We start from the raw sequence: 15554 nt of genomic DNA on the forward strand, positions 1-15554 counted from the left end.
CGTCAACGCTGGCGGGGCCGTCGTCGTCGTCGTTGCGGTGGACGGCGAGTGGGGCAGAGGCGGGCAGACGGGTGGCGTCCACCACCGCGCTGCATGCGGCGCAACAGGGTCCAGCGTTGTTGCCTGCTGCCCGAACCACTTCGGGCACCTGCTTGCCGTCCATGAACCTATTCAACCCGGTGGGTCCGACAAAAAGAGCGCAGCTAAGAATCAGCCGTCGGGGGCGGAAAACCTTAGCCGCAAGGATGGTCCGGTTCATCCTGATGACCCAGAGGGATACGCAAGAATGAACGTATGAGTGACGCCGGCGACTTTATCGATGCCTCGCTGCAACGGGAAGGATCGTGGTTCCGAGCAGAGGACCTGCGATCCCGGTGGGGGAGCGGACTCCAGTACTACGGTGCTTCGGTGGGGGCGGTTCGGGGAACCGTACGCGATGCTCTGCGCCGCCACCGTGGCCTGACGCATGACGACATCACCGCGCTGAGTTCTGAACTGTGGTCGGTACCGGTGTACGAGCGCCGACTCTCGGCCGTAGTCCTGCTGCAGTCCAAGGTCAGCACGTTGGACAATGCAGACTTGACCCGGGTTGAGGGCTTCCTGCGAACAGCCGGTCTCCGCGAGTTGGCCGACCCGCTGGCCGTCGACGTGGTCGGACCGCTGGTCTCGGGTCTGGACCTGCTGGGCAGGGTGCGGGCAGACAGTGTGCTGGACCGCTGGGCCCGGGAAGAGGACGTCTGGCTCCGCCGTGCCGCCCTGCTGGCACCCCTCCGGGCGTTCCGGGGCGGCGGGGGAGACTGGGGTGCATTTGTCCGCCGGGCAAGGCAGGCGCTTGCCCTTTCGTTCCAGCATGACCGTGAAAATTCGTCAGAGCAGGACCATGAAAGCGACCCTGTTCGCGAGGCTGTCGCCCTTGTGCTGGATGACGTGGCGAAATACCGGCCCGAGCTGGAATTCAGGGTTGACGTGACGTGAGGTAGCTCTCTGCCTCAGCGGCTGGCCCGTCGTTCCACCACCGCATAGGCCTTGCCGTCCAGGAACTGCCAATCTGTCACGACCATGAAACCGAGGGCATCGGTGCGGTCGTTCAGGACCCGGACGTCGAATCCTCCGTCGCGCGGCTCGGCATCTCAGGTGGAGATGCAGACGTCGTCCCCCTCGAGGATCAGCAACTCCGTGTTGACGTCAAAATCCTGCTGAGGCTGGCCGCTCGGCTGGCAGATGGCTACGCAGTGGGCGTTCATTTCGAACCTCCCCTTACTGGATCTGGTGGATTAATCCTATGCCGGGCTCCGTGCCGCATCCGAGGCGCCTTTTAGGCCTTCCGTTACCTCGATGTGACTTTTCGTAATGGTTCCGTTACGTTGGACAGGCGCCCGTTGATTCCGACACCGGGCGCCCCCTGCCGATTGCCTAACTCTGCCGCGGCCTGGGGAAACCTCGCATCAATGTCCGGCAGAGACGGGGAAACCACTTTTTGGCCGGTTTGAACACAGGTCTTGGGGTGAAGCCGCACGGGCCCGCCATACGGGCCCACATGCGGCCGGGTGCCTCCCATCCGAATCCGACAGCTCACCTCGCAGGCATTGGGAGAGGCCACACGCATGTCTTCAAGCAATACTTCTGCGCGCCGTCAAGGTACCGCCGCCACCAGCCGCTTCTCAGCAGTGTCTTCGGCTTTCACCGGGAATGCAACCGCCATTGGCCGCCAGGTCGCCGTGATCGCCGCCGCGTCCGGTTTGGTGCTTAGTGGCGCCATGGCCGCGAATGCGGCCGGCGCCCCCGTTGAGCGTGAGTCCGCACCGGCCTCCGTCGACGTCAAGGGCCTGGTCACGGCTCCGGTCAGTGCGGACTCCACCGTGCAGATCACCTTCGAGCGTCCGGCTGTCATTTCTACACCGGCGCCCGTCGTGCAGCCCAAGCCGGTTGCCGAGGTCCCCGCGATTGCCCCGGCCCCACAGGTTGCCGCGGCACCGCAGGCTGTGGCCGCCCCGAAGGCGACCGTCAAGGTCCAGGCGGCCGCCCCGGCCGCTGCTCCCGCGGCTGCCCCGGCCGCTGCCCCCGCGCCGGCAGCTGTGCCTGCAGCAGGCGGCGTCAACGCTATCCTGCTTTCCGCGGCCTACGGCCAGGTCGGGATCACCCAGGACTGCACCGCCATGGTGGAGAAGGCCCTCCGCGCGGCCGGAGTTGCGGTCGGCGACATCGGCCCCACCGCGTTCCTGAAGTTCGGCAAGGTTGTTGCCACCCCGCAGCCCGGCGACATCATCGTCCAGTCCGGCCACGTAGCCATCTACGCGGGCAACGGGCAGGCCGTCAGCGGCGGCATGAACGGTGTCAACGCAACCATGGCGCACCCGCTTTCCTGGCTGACCGCAACCGGCGGCGTGACCTTCGTCCGCGTCGGAGCCTGAGCCGCAGGCTTCTGGAGTGCAGGAGCCTAAAGGCCGGTGAGCTGCTGCCTTGGGGGCAGCGGATCACCGGCCTCTGGCGTCTCCGCGGCCAGACCTAGCCGGCGTTGCGCGGGGAAAACATTATGACTGCCACCCCGACCAGGCAGATTGCCGATCCGGCGATGTCCCAGCGGTCAGGCCGGAACCCGTCGAAAGCCATGCCCCAAGCGAGTGAACCTGCCACAAAAACGCCACCGTAAGCGGCCAGGATCCGGCCAAAGTGCGCGTCCGGCTGAAGTGTCGCGGCGAAGCCGTACAGCCCCAAAGCCAGGAACCCGAGTCCGGCCCACCACCAGTCCCTGCCCTCGCGCACCGACTGCCACACCAGCCAGGCCCCGCCAATCTCGGCAACGGCTGCCAGGACGAACAACACGATTGTTTTTGCGATAGTCACGGACCCATCATCGCAGGGCTCCCGCTCAGCGTTTCCGCGCTCCTCCCAGACGCAAGCGCAGGAGGCGGTATGCGGCCCCCGCCGCGAACATCAGCAGTCCTGCGATCACCGATTCCCCCGGCAGGGTGGCCACCAGGACGGCGCAGGCAAGGGCGCCGGCAAGCTGCAGGGCCTTGGGGTACCGTCGGTTGTCGCGGCTCTGCGTATAGGCCGCGATGTTGGCCACAAAGTAGTAGATCAGGACGCCGAAAGAGGAAAAGCCGATGGCGCCGCGCAGGTCGGCCACGCTGATGATGAGGCAGATAACGACGGCGAGCACCACCTCGGCGCGGTGCGGCACTTTGAACTGCGGATGGACAGCAGCCAGCCAACGGGGCAGGTCAGCCTCACGGGCCATGGCAAGACTGGTCCGTCCGAGGCCGGCAATCAGGGCGAGCAAAGCGCCCAGCGCTGCCAACGCGGCTCCCAGCCCGACAACCGGTAGGGCCCAGTCCCAGGAACCGGCAGCAACGGCGGCGGCAAGCGGTGTGGGCGTGCTGGCAATGCCGTCCGGGCCCAGCACCGCGAGGATACTGACGGCGATCGCGGCATAGACTCCGACGACGATACCCAAGGCCGTGACAATAGCGCGCGGGATCGCAGTGCGGGGATTGAGAACTTCTTCGCCCATCGTGGCAATACGGGCATAGCCGGCGAAGGCGAAGAAAAGCAGGCCCGCGGACTGCAGGATGCCGTACCACCCGTGGGCCAGGGCGCCGCCGCCGTCGAACATCCCGGCATGCGCAGCCCCGTACGGTCCCCAGCAGGCCGCAACCACGATCGCAAGGACCATCAGTACGGCAGTCACGATGATCCGGGTCATACCGGCCGTGCGCGTCACGCCCCGGTAATTCACAGCCGCAAGCAGGACAACGGCGGCAATCGCCACCGGCCGCTCCCACCCGGCCGGCGCGGCATAGGCTGCAAAGGTCAGTGCCATCGCGGCACTGCTGGCCGTCTTACCGATCACGAAGCCCCAGCCGGCCAGGAACCCCGGCCATGGTCCCAGCCGCTCCCGCCCGTAGACGTACGTTCCTCCCGACGTCGGATATTCCGCCGCCAGCTGGGCCGAGGCTGTTGCGTTGCAGAATGCAACCGCGGCTGCGAGGAGCAGGCCGATCAGCAGCCCTGATCCTGCGGCCTGTGCCGCGGGGGTAAAAGCCGAGAACACCCCGGCGCCGATCATCGATCCGAGGCCGATGGAAACCGCATCAAACGTCGTGAGCCTTCGGGCAAGCCTGGGATGGGAACTCAACGCTGCAAGCCTTCCTCGAGTGCGACGGCGGCCGCGGTCCGCCAGTTCCCACTCTAGCGAGCGAAGCACACAGGCTCACGCCGCGTAGCAAAGCAGCACCACGCCGTCGCTGCCTTACGGAGAAAGCGACCGCAGAATTCTTCAAGGTCCAGGCTTGCGCTTGAGTCCGGCCAGGGCCACAATTCAGGAGATCCAAAGGTCCAGGGCTGGTTCACTTTCGGAGGGAAACACATGCCTGGGAACGTACTTCTGGCGTCAGCTGTTCCGCGGAGCGTTCCCGTTCTCCGGCACCCTTCCATGCATCGAGAATGAGAATCCCGTGGATTCGGCAGACCCCCCGCACCTTCGTTCCGGCCACCCCGAGCAGGGAGCCGCTGAAGATCGCGTCCGGGCCCCTGTTCAGGGTCCTCGCGCCAGGGCCCTGACGGCTACCGCAGTCAGCCTGGCCCTGGTTGGTGCCGCAGCGTTCTACGCTTCCATCGGGACCGGCCCTCCGGCTGATGCGGTAGCACCGACCAAATCGCCCGTCTTCGCAATGCGGACCGCGCCGGCCACCTCCCAACCCGAAAAGCACGAGGGTGCCACGGCACCCGCTGCCCCGCCGGCGTCGTCCCCGTCAGCGCTGGCGCCCACGGTACCGCCGGCCGCGGTACCCCCGCCAGCGTCGTCCCTGGCGTCGGCCGCTGCGGTACCGCCGGCCGCCATACCTCCGGCGGTGCCGCCTGCTTCACCGCCAGCGGTACCTCCGGCGTCGTCGCGTGCCGTGTTACCTCCTGCCGCCCCACCGCGCCTCCATGCTCCAGACGGGACCGGTGCGCGCTTCAGTCCTGCCTTCGATGCCGCTGTCAACGGCATCATTGCAGCCAACAGCCGGTACACCGTGGGGGTAGCCCTCATTGAAGTCAAGGACGGGGCCGTCCACGAGTACGGGGACAAGACAAAGTTCGTAGCAGCCAGCACCGCCAAGATCCTGGCAGCGGCGGCCTACTACCACCTGGTGGAAACCGGCCGGGCGTCGCTGGCCACGCGGATGGGAACGTCCACTGCCGGCGTGCAGATCCGGCAGATGGTCCAGCAGAGCAACAACGATTCGTGGGCACTGATCCTCCGCGCTGTCGGCCAACAGGGTATGACGGCGTACGCGGCGTCGTTGGGGATCACTTACGACCGCACCGTCAACCTCCTGACCCCGGCGGAAACAGCCAGGACGCTGTCCCTGCTCTACTCCGGCAAGCTGCTCAACCGACAAAACACCGCGCAGCTCCTGTCCTACATGCAGCGAACCAACTATGAAACCCTTATCCCGGCCGCGGTCCCGGCGGGCATCGAGGTCTTCCACAAATACGGGTTGCTCTTCGGAAACCTGCACGACGCAAGCATCCTGGTGCAGGGCGGAAAGGCCTACGTCTTCGTGGTCTACACCCTCGGCCGAAGCGGAGCGGACATGGCGGCCCGCACCCGGATCATCCATCAACTGACGCAAACCGTGGCTGAGCAGCTGTTTTGAAGCACCCGGCCCGGATGCCCGTTCCGCGCACGCGCAGGGAATCGTACGCTGGAGAGGGAGGTGATTGAAATGAAAGCAGCCCAGGGAGACCGCATCATCATCCGAGGCCACACGGTGGAGTCCGCTGACCGGCACGGGGAGATCCTCGAGGTCAGGGGCGTCGACGGGGCGCCGCCTTACCATGTGAGGTTCGACGACGGTCACGAGACAATCCTGTTTCCCGGCGGAGACTTCGTCGTCGAGACCAGTTCCAACGGCTGAGGGGCCCCGCAGGGACGCCCGAGCGTCGTGCTTGCGGGTAGCAGAGCCACTGGCGGCTCTGTCGGCTCTGTCGGGGCCGGCGGTTCGGCTAGGCTGGCTGCAACCGCCGTCCGGCTCTCCATGAAAGGCCCAAGCCCATTGCCCGGTAAGACATCGTGATCGTTTCCGCTGCGGGATCAGCCAGCCCCGTTGACGACCTCACCGGGATCGTCGGGTTTGCCGCCCGCGCCGTCGACTCCCTGGGGGAGTGGGGCGTGGGCCTGTTTACGCTGGTGGAGACGGTGTTCCCGCCCATTCCGAGCGAAATCATTCTGCCGCTGGCCGGTTTCCTCGCCCGGCTGGGGTCGATGAACCTTGCGCTGGTTTATCTCACGAGCACCCTGGGTGCCTACGCGGGTGCCCTGGTTCTCTATTGGGTAGGCGCGCGGCTGGGACTGGAACGGTCGATCCGCTGGCTTTCCAGAATGCCCCTGGTGGACCGCGAGGACTTCGAGAGAGGCGGCCGAGTGGTTCAGGAAGCACGGCAGGTCCGCGGTATTCTTCGGCCGCCTCCTGCCGGGCGTCCGGAGCCTCATTTCGCTGCCTGCCGGCGCCCACAGGATGAACCTTGGCACGTTCAGTCTGTTCACCGTCGCGGGAAGCGGTCTCTGGAACGGTCTCCTGATCGGGCTTGGCGCCCTGCTGGGGCCGCAGTACCGGCTGATTGATGAATACGCGCGCTACCTGAACTATGCGGTGTACGCCGCCGTGGCGTGCGCCGTCGGCTCGCTGATCCTACGGAACATACGACGGCGACGCACCCGCACATGAGGGCGGCCCGCTACCAGTGAGCGGGCCGCAGCCGTATGTGCCGGAACTCCTATACCCTGCTCCTGCGGCCAGCAACGGCGCCATAGATCAGCAACACAATGATGGCGCCAAGGATGGACAGGAGCCAGGTCCGCAGATCGAAGAAGTCGCCGAGACCTCCGCCGAAAATCAGTGAACCGATCCAGCCTCCCAGTATTGCGCCAACAACGCCCAGCACCAGGGTGATGATCCAGCCTCCACCCTGCCTTCCGGGAAGGATGGCTTTAGCAATTGCTCCTGCGATAAGCCCGAGAATGAGAAATCCGAGGATCCCCATGTCTGTACTTCCTTTCGGTCTGACGGTCGCGCAATTGCGGCCGTAACCATGAGTTTCTCAGCATGCTTACCAGGGTTCAAGACCCTGCGGCACGCGCGTGGCGACTAGTCGTGGTCCGCACCGGCCTTCCCTGTGGGATGGTCCTCCGGAACCTGATGCCGCGCCTGTTGCAAGTGTTGTGCCAGTTTTTCCTCCGCTTCCGCCCGGCGCTGCCCGATGATCCGCATCTGCTGGGTGGTCGGATTTTCGTGACGGACAGCGTGCCCCGCCTGGCGGGCGCGTGATGTGCCCGCGGAGGAACCATGGGGCACCTGGGGGTCGGTGGGTTCGCTCATAAATGAATCGTCCCACAGCCCTTGTCGCAGCAGAAGGGGCAGCTTTGCCCGCTGTCATCGGGGTATCCGGCGGCCGCCGGACCGCTTCAGGATGAACAGCAGAATGGCGGTCAACAGAAGAACCGGTGCGATCCAGAGGAGAAATGACACCGCCTGTATGATGCCGCCGAGCACAAGAGCGACGACGGCCAGGACCCCGACGACCCAGATCAACCTATTCATCGGACTGGTTATTCATTGGGCTGGCGATTCATCGGGCTGTCTATTCGCTCACCGGTGGCGTGCCGGGGAACTGCCCCGGGGCCGTGGCTTCGCTGGTGGCATCCGTCGTACCCAGCCCCGCTGATCCATGGCCGCCCGCAGCCGAGCGGGACACGGGAACCTTCCGGCTGGGAGCGGAGTCCTGATCCGGAGTGGGAATGCGGACTTCGAGGACGCCGTCCGTGTAGGAAGCCTTGATGTCCTCCTCCCGGGTGCCCTGCGGCAACTGGATACTGCGGGTGAAAGCGCCGTATTGAAATTCGGAGCGGTAATTGTGTTTGCCCCGGTACTCGGACTTTTCTTCCCGTTTGGCCGCAATGGTGAGCGTATTGCCCGAGACGGTGATATCGACGTCGCGGTCCGGCTCTATTCCGGGAAGTTCAGCCCGGACCACCATTGTTGATCCGTCCTGGAATTCCTCGACCCGGAGCATTGATCCGGTCTCGCCGTGCAGGAACCGCCGGAATGGTTCGGGTACATCGAAAGGGACGTGCCGCATGATGTCGCTCATGATTTCCTCCCGGTTGGCAGATGTGGTGTGGGCCGGCGCTGGCGGGCCTCGGGGCGACGCCGGGCCGGTATCAGTAAAGCTACGCCTGCGCCCGGACATCCGAAAGGCTGAGAGGATATGGCATGAAGCTTAATCTCAGCCATGGAGCCGGACTGGCCTTTGCCGCCGGGTTCAAAGCACTGAAAGTCCTGCGACCGGACCGGCCGATACACCCTTCGGGCGTCGCCCTGGCCGGAACGATCGAAAGGCAGGGCGGCGGAAGCGCCAGCGGGATCGGTTGGATTGATTCCGCGGGCACCGATCCGGTGCGGGCACGGTTGTCCCGGTCGCTTGGTACCCCGCAGGGCTGGCCGGACATCGTCGGGTTGGCCCTGCGCATCAGCACGGAGACCGGGCCTGCGGATGTCCTGCTGGCCTCAACCCTCCTGCGGTGGCCCGGGCGCCTCCTGCTCATTCCGCAGCGCCATGCCAGCAGCAGCAACCTGACCTCGCTCATGCCCTATAAAGGGGCCGACGGTCCGGTTCTCCTGGCCGCCCGCACCGAGCCTCCCGCACCCCGGCTTCCCGCTGCACCCGACGGTTTCCGCGAGGCACTGGCTTCCGGAACGTGGACCTTGGGGCTTTACCACTCGCGGCCCACCGGGCGCTGGCACCGCTTTGGCACGCTCACCCTTGTCCTCGATCCGGACGAAGCCGACACGGCGATGCGCTTCGACCCGCTCGTCCACACCCTGCCCGGCGCAGGAAACTACCGGTGGGCGGCCAGGCTGCGCGAGCCGTCGTACTCTGCCGCCCGCAAGCCACGGGCGTAGCACCGCGGACCACAAACGCCGCCGATGGTGCGCGGGGCGGATCAGTCGGTTGTCGGGGCGTCCTGGCCGTACTCCGCGGAGATGAGGATGGGGAGGTGGTCCGACGCGCCGCGGGGGAGGGTTTCCACGCTTTCAATCACCAGTCCCTGCGAGGTGGCGAAGTCGAAGTGTCCCTTGAAGACCTTGTACCTCGTGTACGTGCGCCGGTCGCTGAGGGTCAGGTCATAGCCTGCGTCCTTCATCTGGGCAGTGAGGTACTTCGTGAAGAACGGGTAGTTGAAGTCGCCGACCATGAGGGACATCAGGCCGCCGCCCATGCTGAGCAGTTCCGCGTGCGCCGCGTGGATCTGGTTCCGCCGCAGTGAATTCGAAGCGGTCAGCGGGGCCGCGTGGAAAGAGGCGATGACGAGATCGTGGTCTGTTTCCCTGTCGACCACCCGTGTGCCGATAAGGCGCTCGTGTGCGGGGGACAGGACGCGGTCGTGGACCGACTTTTTCAGGGCGAAGGTCTTGGTCTCGTAGGCCGTGAACCGGCTCATGCGGTAATAGATCGCCAGGCCCAGCCGGTTGCCCTTGGTGGCATCCGCCAAGTGCAGGTCGCCGATGGTTTCCGGCAGATCCTTCGTATCGCACTCCTGGAGGCACAAGGCATCGATCTCAAAATCACGGGCCAGATCAGTCAGCTCACCACTGGCCTTGTGCTTGCGGAGGTTATAGCTGATGACTCGAATCAGGAGAGCACCTCTTCGGAGGATAGTTGCGGGAAAACCTGACTCCGAGTGTACCCAGTCCGGCCGATCGTGTGGCAACACCCGACACGCGGGTCGGACGGGCGAATCCGGGGCGGCGTGGGCGCCGGCCCGCGCTGCACCGGATACGACTTATGTCTGCGGAATCATCAGCACGTCGAACTCGTTGAGGCAGTGAAGGGTGGCCGAGGCCGCCCGGGGCAGGCAATTCCCGGTAACGAGAACGGAGACGAGACCATGGCGAAGGCAATGTGGAACGGGGCGGTCATCGCCGAAAGCGAGAACACGGTCATTGTGGAGGGCAACCACTACTTCCCCCTCTCCTCGGTCAAGGCCGAGTACCTGGAGGACAGCAGCCACAGCAGTTTCTGCGCCTGGAAGGGCGAGGCCAGCTACTACACCCTCGTGGTCGACGGACAGCGGAACCAGGACGCTGCCTGGTTCTACGCCGAGCCGAAACCCGACGCGGCCCTGATCAAGGACCGTGTGGCGTTCTGGCGGGGCGTCCGCGTCGAAGCCTGAAACCCGGCGGACGGCATGTCCTGCACGCCGGCCGCCGGCAGCTGCGGCTGCGTTCAGGGGCGGCCGGCAGGTCCTTTGGCGGCCGTGTACTCGCCGGCGGTGACGGTGCCTTGCTGCTGTGCGCCGTCGAGGGATCCCGCACCCAGCCCCGCCGTAACCTGCGCTGTGCCGCCGGTGTAGACCGTGTACTCCGCGCCGGCCTTTATCGCGGCGGAGGAAAACACGAGCGACGCCGTCTGCTTCGCCGTGACGAAGGTTGCCACCACCTGGCCGCTCGAATCGGCCAGCTGGATGGTTGTCCCGGCCGGTACCGCTGTTCCGAAGGTGACCTGGGCGCCGGACTGCGTGGACGACGTCGATGGGGTCACTGCCATGCCGGCACTTCCGGCTGCCGCGACGGTACCGCCGCTGACGGCAAGTTCACCGTTGACGTCCAGCGCGCCGTTGCCTGCGCCACTGGGCCCGTTGACGACGACGGTGCCGCCGCTGATGGTGGCGTTGCCGTTCGAGTCGAGGCCATCGCCCTGGGAGTTGATGGTGAGCTGGCCGCCGCTGATGTCTACCGAGTAGTCGCCGACGGTTTCGCCGCCGCCCGGTCCGCCGCCCATTCCGCCGCCCGGTCCGCCGGCCTGCGCTCCGGTCTGTGCGGTACCGGAGCTGCCCCCGGCGGCGTTCACGCCGTCGTCGTTGGAGGTGACGTTGACCGTGCCGCCGCTGATGGCAATATGCGCGGATTCCAGTCCCTCGTCGGACTCTTTCACCGTGACGGCGCCGCCGGTGACCCTGAGCTGGGTGACGGCCTTGACGCCGTCGTCGCCTGCCTTCACCGTCAGCGCTCCGCCGCTGACCAGCAGCCAGCCGCGCCCCTCGTCGGCGTCGTTGTCCGCCTTCACCCCGTCGCCGCCGGCGGTGACGGTGTAGGCGCCGTCCAGCAGCACCGTGTAGTCCTTGCCGCGGATGCCGTCGTCCGCAGCATCGACGCTGACGTTGCCGGCGGCGAGCACCAGGCCGTCCTTGGAGACGATGCCGTCGTTGTACTTGCCGGTCACCGTGAGGGAACCGGTGCCGGCGATGGTCAGGTCGGCCATTGAGTAAAGTGCGGCGTTGGGTGCGTCCGTTCCCTGGTTCGCATAGCTGGCGGCGTCGGTGAGGGTGTTCGTGCTTCCGCCCTCAAGGTAAACGATGGCCTCGTTGGCGCTCTGGACGACGAACGGAGATCCTGTGGAGCTGCTGAGGTCCGCCCCATCCAGGATGATGCGCACTACATCCTCCTCGCCTGCGGCGACGACGAGCTGGCCGTCGGACAGGCTGCCGGAGAGCCGGTAGGTCCCGGCCGCAGTGATGGTCACCGTGCCGCCGTCCACCTTGACGGCGTTCGACGTCGACCCCGCGGCCACGGTACTGCCACCGTCGGCGAGGGTCACCGCCACCTCCTTAGCAGCGTCCCAGGTGAGGTCGTCGGAATCGAAGTGCGTGTCCTCTTCCACGGACGCGACCGTCACGGCGGACTGGGCTCCGGATGCGGTGGCGCCGGCCTGGCCGGTGGAGGCCGCCGTGCCGGCAACCGAGCAGCCGGTGAGTGAGACGGCGAGTGCGAGGGCTGCGACGGACATGTAGGTGCGGAACTTGTTCATGGTGGGGTCCTTGTCTGGTTAAGTGCGGGGGAAGTGGCGGGCAGGCGGGGCGGTTCAGGAACGCTGGTCAGGCAGCCGCTGCCGCTGCCGGGATGAGGTTGAGGTGCCGCTGCAGCGTGCGGTGCCAGCGGTTCCCAGGCAGTTCGGGGCACAAGGCCGCCATGCCGGTGGCGAATTTGGAGATGCGGCTTGGCCTGATGCCGCTGTCCCAGAGGAGTCGGTCCAGCGGACCTGCCGTCGATCCGGACTTTGTCTCCAGCACCAGCGACCCGTCAAGCAGCCAGGGCCTCCCTCCGGGGCGTTGCCAGGTGACTGCTTCGTCGAGGGTGGCACGGCTGTCCGATCCGGGCAGGAACAGCGAGGTGCGCCGGTAGCGGGTTTCCAGCACGGGCTCCAGGGGACCGGACGGGACGCCGCCGATGGTTTCCGTGAGCGTGTCGTTGATGTAGGCGAGTCCCTCGGCGGTGATCCTGCTCCGGTCCGCCAGATGGTAGGGGATGCGGTCCTTGACCGTGGCTTCGCGGCTGCCTTCCGTTTTGACTTCGAGGAAGCTCGCGGCGCTGTCCACGTAGGTGCGGGTGCGGATCTTGTAGCGCCGGCGCCGGCCCCTGGCCGCGAGCAGGTAGCTGTCCAGCTGTGGGGTGTCAAAGTAGACGGAGTCGTAGTCAAAAGTGCGTTTTCCGTCCATCTCCAGGATCCTGAGGTCCACCTCGAATGCGCCCAGCAGCTGTCTGGCCTGGAGGGCCGGGAGGACGTACTTGCGGTCCACCCTGGTCTGCAGGGCTGCTGCGGCGTTCAGTTCCTCCAGCCCGATGGCGGGCAGGTGCCGGAGGCTGCCGGCAATGCCGGCGCTCATGCCGCACCGGCCGTGGCGGAAGCAAGAGCGTGCCGCGGGAGCTCGTCGCCTGGGTGAGCGCCGGGCGCGAAGCTGCGGGGTGCACTGCCGGTGAGGTAGGCGTAGCGGACGTCGACGGTCGTCTTGTCGTTGACCAGGTCCAGTTCATGCACGGTGGCTGAGTGGACCGTGCCGTGCAGGACCTCCTCGAGGCGGGCGATGAGCTCGGCCTCGGCGGCGATCGCACGGTCAAGGACCACTGTCTGGTGCCGGTAGGCGGGCAGGACGCGCGGGTGGTCTCCTACGAACATGACCAGCAGGATCATCGCCATCAGGGACAGCGGCAGCCACACCGGCTCGATGCCCAGGCCCGAGATGAGTCCGAGCGCCAGGGCCGAGAAGTAGTAGGCCACCTCGTGCTGGCTTAGTTCCGTGGAACGGAGCCTGATGATGGACAGCACTCCGAACAGGCCCAGGCCGAGTCCGATGCCGGCGGCCGACCCGGCGAGCGCGGCAGCTACGGCCATCACGCCCACGTTCATGCCGAGGTAGGACACCACGAGGTCGCGGCGGCGGTGCCGGCGCAGGTACAGGGCGAAGGTCAGGACGCTGATGCCGGCGAGGTCGGCGGCGATGAGGATAAGCGGTGTCATGGGAATCTCCGGAGTCAGTGGGTGGATTGGTCTCTACGATTCCCGCGCTAACTGTGCGGGAACTGTGCCGGGACCATGGCGGGTATATGAGTGCACATGTCCGGGGGTGAACAGGAACCGCTGCTGCACGGAGTAGCTGACCGTGAGCAGGGCCGCTTCCACCAGCAGCTTGGCCGGAAGGGCCGCCACCGCGACCCGGTCCAGCGCCGACATCAGGGCGAGGTTTGCGCCTAGGAGGACGACGACGAGGGCGAAGTACCGCGTGCCGGTACGGCCGGCCTTGTGCTCGCCGCCGTGGCGGAACACCAGGTGCCGGTTGATCAGGAAGTTCACCCCCGAACTGATGCCCCGGGCACCGACGACGGCGAACAGGACCGAGCCGGTGACCGCGATGAGGATGAGGAACGCGGCGGTGTCGACAACGAAGGCGGCCAGGGAAGACGCCAGGAACTTCAGCAGGGGAGCGTAGATCCGCACCGAGTCAGCGAAGGGGCGGAAGTGCGAACCGGAGTTGGAGTCAAGGTAGACGGTGGCGATGCCGACCGTCCGGATCAGGTAGCCGGCCTGTCCGGCCTCGAGCAGGATGTTGAGTTCGTACTCGTAGCGCTCGCCGGGGACACCCCGGAGCCAGGGCAGCATTCCCGCCGGGTATCCCCGGAGCCCGGTCTGGGTGTCGGGAATGTCTTCTCCGGTGGCCAGCCGGAACAGCCACCGGGTGGCGGTGTTGCCGATTCTGCTTCTGGCCGGGACCTGGCCGCTGAAGCTGCGGGCGCCCAGGACCATCACGTCCGACGCGACGGGCAGGCGGTCGGCGACCCGGAGAATATCTTCGACGCGGTGCTGGCCGTCGCTGTCCGCGCAGACAACGTCCCGGCCGGGGAAGTGGTCCGCGATGAAGCCGAAGCCCGCCTTCAGCGCGTGGCCCTTGCCCCGGTTTGCCGCATAGCTGATGACGGTGCACCCGAGCCGGGCCGCGCCGTCGAACACGGGCCCGTAAGCCGGTCCGCTGCCGTCGTCGACCACTACGAGCGTAAGCTGCGGAGCCGCGTTGAGGATGGACCGGATCAGGCGCAGCAGCTGGTCGTCCGGCTCATAGGCCGGTATCAGGATGATCATGGCTTCGGCTCAGTTCCCGATGTACAGGATGTCGGAAGTGCCGCGTTCCTTGCCCTGGCCCAGCGGGTTGTTGACGAGCTGGCCGTTGAAATACATCGTGGAGGAACCGCCCCCGTCCAGGTTGTACGCCGTGGTGGCGCCGAGGCGCTGCATGATGTCCGCGAGGCCGGTCATGGTGACGCCGGCGCTGTAGCCCGGGCTCCGTCCGTCCACCACGACGAAGACCAGGTGGTTGGTGCCGACAACTCCCACGGCCGTCCGCGGCTGCGCGCCCTGGATCGAGTGGTTCCCGACGTTGGTGTCCACTTCAACGTCCTCGATGCCGTCCACCACCTGGCCGTTCTCAAGGACGGCGGGACCGAAGGACAGGGTGTTCCAGACCCCGTCCGCCACGAGCTGCGCGGCTGTGGTGCCGGTTTCGTCGTAGACCTTCACCGTCCCGTCCCGGTAGAAGGCCAGGCCCTGGCGGGCGCCCTCATCGCGGTAGACGACGCCGTTGCGGATGACGATGCCGGAGTCCCGGAAGCCGTAGTAGTCGCCGTTGATGGCGAACACGGCGTCGTGGTCAGCAGCCGTGGCCGACGTGGTCTCCGTGACGTTCTCGCCGAAGCTGTTGTTGGCGAAGGCGGATTGCAGGACAGTGGCGTCGGTGAGGACGACGTCGGCCACGTAGTAGGTGACGGTGCTGTTGCCGCTGCCGGTGACGACGGTGGAGATGTTGATGCTGGAGTCGGCGGAGGTGTAGGAGGTGGCCGTGGTCTCGGCCGCGGTGCCGGCGGAGTCCGCCGTGCCGGCGACGCCGGACGTTACGCCCTGGCTTGCCTCGTAGGCCGCGACGTCGGAAATCTCGACGTGTTCGAAGACGAAGCGGTCCAGCGCCCAGGCCGTGGCGCCTCCCGCGGAGAGGGTCAGGGCCAGGGCCCCGGCCAGCACGGCGCGCCGCACTCGGCCGCCCAACCGGAGTGTGTTCGTGTCAGGAGTCATGCACTATTTCTAGGCACCGGACTTATACCGGCCGTGAGCCTTAGTTGAGCGGGAGCTGTGAAAGCTGCGACCGGCACAGAAGGGTAGGGTGTTGGGAAATCACCAGCCAC

18 protein-coding genes, 1 pseudogene and 1 riboswitch are annotated in these 15554 nt (G+C 66.4%); of the genes and pseudogenes, 7 read left to right on the plus strand and 12 right to left on the minus strand.

Features of this window, described 5'->3' with window-relative positions; genetic code table 11:
* Positions 1-294: 294 nt before the first annotated feature.
* Positions 295-975 carry a DNA alkylation repair protein gene (locus QFZ65_RS09895; protein WP_306909983.1) on the plus strand — a complete coding sequence of 227 codons (681 nt, stop codon included), beginning with the start codon at positions 295-297 and terminating at the stop codon, positions 973-975.
* A 425-nt stretch (positions 976-1400) separates the two neighbouring features.
* Positions 1401-1600: riboswitch (cyclic di-AMP (ydaO/yuaA leader) on the plus strand.
* Between the two features lie 4 nt (positions 1601-1604).
* Positions 1605-2411, plus strand: coding sequence for a hypothetical protein (locus tag QFZ65_RS09900; protein WP_306909984.1), 807 nt, complete (start codon positions 1605-1607; stop codon positions 2409-2411).
* Positions 2412-2505: 94 nt separating this feature from the next.
* Here QFZ65_RS09900 and QFZ65_RS09905 read toward each other — a convergent pair whose 3' ends face one another.
* The gene (locus QFZ65_RS09905) at positions 2506-2844 is read right to left on the minus strand and encodes a YnfA family protein (protein WP_306909985.1); all 339 of its coding nucleotides are present in this window, start codon (positions 2842-2844) and stop codon (positions 2506-2508) included.
* Between the two features lie 25 nt (positions 2845-2869).
* Positions 2870-4138, minus strand: a complete 1269-nt coding sequence (locus QFZ65_RS09910) for an APC family permease (RefSeq protein ID WP_306909986.1) — start codon at positions 4136-4138, stop codon at positions 2870-2872.
* An 880-nt stretch (positions 4139-5018) separates the two neighbouring features.
* Here QFZ65_RS09910 and QFZ65_RS09915 point away from each other — a divergent pair.
* The 3 genes and pseudogenes from QFZ65_RS09915 to QFZ65_RS09925 all read left to right on the plus strand — a co-directional run bounded on the left by QFZ65_RS09915 (position 5019) and on the right by QFZ65_RS09925 (position 6716).
* Entirely contained in the window at positions 5019-5645 is a 627-nt protein-coding gene (locus tag QFZ65_RS09915; RefSeq protein WP_306909987.1) for a serine hydrolase, read from the plus strand.
* Between the two features lie 69 nt (positions 5646-5714).
* Positions 5715-5906, plus strand: a complete 192-nt coding sequence (locus QFZ65_RS09920; protein ID WP_306909988.1) for a DUF1918 domain-containing protein — start codon at positions 5715-5717, stop codon at positions 5904-5906.
* A 158-nt stretch (positions 5907-6064) separates the two neighbouring features.
* Positions 6065-6716, plus strand: a pseudogene (locus QFZ65_RS09925) (DedA family protein).
* Positions 6717-6765: 49 nt separating this feature from the next.
* On the opposite strand, the gene QFZ65_RS09930 reads toward QFZ65_RS09925, so the two are convergent.
* From QFZ65_RS09930 to QFZ65_RS09945, 4 genes are all read right to left on the minus strand, one after another.
* Positions 6766-7032, minus strand: coding sequence for a GlsB/YeaQ/YmgE family stress response membrane protein (locus QFZ65_RS09930; RefSeq protein ID WP_306909989.1), 267 nt, complete (start codon positions 7030-7032; stop codon positions 6766-6768).
* Between the two features lie 104 nt (positions 7033-7136).
* On the minus strand, positions 7137-7367 hold the full coding sequence (locus tag QFZ65_RS09935) for a hypothetical protein (RefSeq protein ID WP_306909990.1): 231 nt from the start codon (positions 7365-7367) through the stop codon (positions 7137-7139).
* A 54-nt stretch (positions 7368-7421) separates the two neighbouring features.
* Complete coding sequence (locus QFZ65_RS09940) at positions 7422-7589, minus strand: hypothetical protein (RefSeq protein ID WP_306909991.1); 168 nt, start codon at positions 7587-7589, stop codon at positions 7422-7424.
* 40 nt (positions 7590-7629) lie between these two features.
* Positions 7630-8139, minus strand: a complete 510-nt coding sequence (locus tag QFZ65_RS09945) for an Hsp20/alpha crystallin family protein (RefSeq protein WP_306909992.1) — start codon at positions 8137-8139, stop codon at positions 7630-7632.
* Positions 8140-8261: 122 nt separating this feature from the next.
* Here QFZ65_RS09945 and QFZ65_RS09950 point away from each other — a divergent pair, with 122 nt between their 5' ends.
* Positions 8262-8951, plus strand: a complete 690-nt coding sequence (locus QFZ65_RS09950) for a hypothetical protein (protein ID WP_306909993.1) — start codon at positions 8262-8264, stop codon at positions 8949-8951.
* A gap of 41 nt (positions 8952-8992) precedes the next feature.
* Here QFZ65_RS09950 and QFZ65_RS09955 read toward each other — a convergent pair whose 3' ends face one another.
* Positions 8993-9682, minus strand: coding sequence for an endonuclease/exonuclease/phosphatase family protein (locus tag QFZ65_RS09955; protein ID WP_306912546.1), 690 nt, complete (start codon positions 9680-9682; stop codon positions 8993-8995).
* 255 nt (positions 9683-9937) lie between these two features.
* Between QFZ65_RS09955 and QFZ65_RS09960 the strand changes: the two genes are divergently transcribed.
* The gene (locus QFZ65_RS09960) at positions 9938-10222 is read left to right on the plus strand and encodes a DUF427 domain-containing protein (protein ID WP_306909994.1); all 285 of its coding nucleotides are present in this window, start codon (positions 9938-9940) and stop codon (positions 10220-10222) included.
* A gap of 53 nt (positions 10223-10275) precedes the next feature.
* Here the strand turns inward: QFZ65_RS09960 and QFZ65_RS09965 are convergent, their stop codons facing one another.
* The 5 genes from QFZ65_RS09965 to QFZ65_RS09985 form a co-directional block, all read right to left on the minus strand.
* The gene (locus QFZ65_RS09965) at positions 10276-11856 is read right to left on the minus strand and encodes a carbohydrate-binding domain-containing protein (protein WP_306909995.1); all 1581 of its coding nucleotides are present in this window, start codon (positions 11854-11856) and stop codon (positions 10276-10278) included.
* Between the two features lie 67 nt (positions 11857-11923).
* Positions 11924-12712, minus strand: a complete 789-nt coding sequence (locus QFZ65_RS09970) for a polyphosphate polymerase domain-containing protein (protein ID WP_306909996.1) — start codon at positions 12710-12712, stop codon at positions 11924-11926.
* On the minus strand, positions 12709-13344 hold the full coding sequence (locus QFZ65_RS09975; RefSeq protein WP_306909997.1) for a DUF4956 domain-containing protein: 636 nt from the start codon (positions 13342-13344) through the stop codon (positions 12709-12711). The genes QFZ65_RS09970 and QFZ65_RS09975 overlap by 4 nt, the downstream gene beginning before the upstream one ends.
* Before the next feature lie 33 nt (positions 13345-13377).
* Positions 13378-14460 (minus strand): bifunctional glycosyltransferase family 2/GtrA family protein, encoded by a 1083-nt coding sequence (locus QFZ65_RS09980; RefSeq protein WP_306909998.1) that lies wholly within the window; start codon positions 14458-14460, stop codon positions 13378-13380.
* 9 nt (positions 14461-14469) lie between these two features.
* Positions 14470-15444 (minus strand): phosphodiester glycosidase family protein, encoded by a 975-nt coding sequence (locus tag QFZ65_RS09985; protein ID WP_306909999.1) that lies wholly within the window; start codon positions 15442-15444, stop codon positions 14470-14472.
* Positions 15445-15554 lie beyond the last annotated feature (110 nt).

The sequence above is a fragment of the Arthrobacter sp. B3I9 genome (assembly GCF_030816935.1).
In the GTDB taxonomy this organism is placed as follows: domain Bacteria; phylum Actinomycetota; class Actinomycetes; order Actinomycetales; family Micrococcaceae; genus Arthrobacter.

What these genes read in the sequence shown, in the direction of transcription:
- QFZ65_RS09970 (WP_306909996.1), bottom strand. Translation starts at nt 12,712, where the DNA reads ATGAGCGCCGGCATTGCCGGCAGCCTCCGGCACCTGCCCGCCATCGGG.
- QFZ65_RS09900 (WP_306909984.1), top strand. Translation starts at nt 1,605, where the DNA reads ATGTCTTCAAGCAATACTTCTGCGCGCCGTCAAGGTACCGCCGCCACC.
- QFZ65_RS09950 (WP_306909993.1), top strand. Translation starts at nt 8,262, where the DNA reads ATGAAGCTTAATCTCAGCCATGGAGCCGGACTGGCCTTTGCCGCCGGG.
- QFZ65_RS09940 (WP_306909991.1), bottom strand. Translation starts at nt 7,589, where the DNA reads ATGAATAGGTTGATCTGGGTCGTCGGGGTCCTGGCCGTCGTCGCTCTT.
- QFZ65_RS09935 (WP_306909990.1), bottom strand. Translation starts at nt 7,367, where the DNA reads ATGAGCGAACCCACCGACCCCCAGGTGCCCCATGGTTCCTCCGCGGGC.
- QFZ65_RS09895 (WP_306909983.1), top strand. Translation starts at nt 295, where the DNA reads ATGAGTGACGCCGGCGACTTTATCGATGCCTCGCTGCAACGGGAAGGA.
- QFZ65_RS09960 (WP_306909994.1), top strand. Translation starts at nt 9,938, where the DNA reads ATGGCGAAGGCAATGTGGAACGGGGCGGTCATCGCCGAAAGCGAGAAC.
- QFZ65_RS09985 (WP_306909999.1), bottom strand. Translation starts at nt 15,444, where the DNA reads ATGACTCCTGACACGAACACACTCCGGTTGGGCGGCCGAGTGCGGCGC.
- QFZ65_RS09965 (WP_306909995.1), bottom strand. Translation starts at nt 11,856, where the DNA reads ATGAACAAGTTCCGCACCTACATGTCCGTCGCAGCCCTCGCACTCGCC.
- QFZ65_RS09945 (WP_306909992.1), bottom strand. Translation starts at nt 8,139, where the DNA reads ATGAGCGACATCATGCGGCACGTCCCTTTCGATGTACCCGAACCATTC.
- QFZ65_RS09930 (WP_306909989.1), bottom strand. Translation starts at nt 7,032, where the DNA reads ATGGGGATCCTCGGATTTCTCATTCTCGGGCTTATCGCAGGAGCAATT.
- QFZ65_RS09975 (WP_306909997.1), bottom strand. Translation starts at nt 13,344, where the DNA reads ATGACACCGCTTATCCTCATCGCCGCCGACCTCGCCGGCATCAGCGTC.
- QFZ65_RS09920 (WP_306909988.1), top strand. Translation starts at nt 5,715, where the DNA reads ATGAAAGCAGCCCAGGGAGACCGCATCATCATCCGAGGCCACACGGTG.
- QFZ65_RS09980 (WP_306909998.1), bottom strand. Translation starts at nt 14,460, where the DNA reads ATGATCATCCTGATACCGGCCTATGAGCCGGACGACCAGCTGCTGCGC.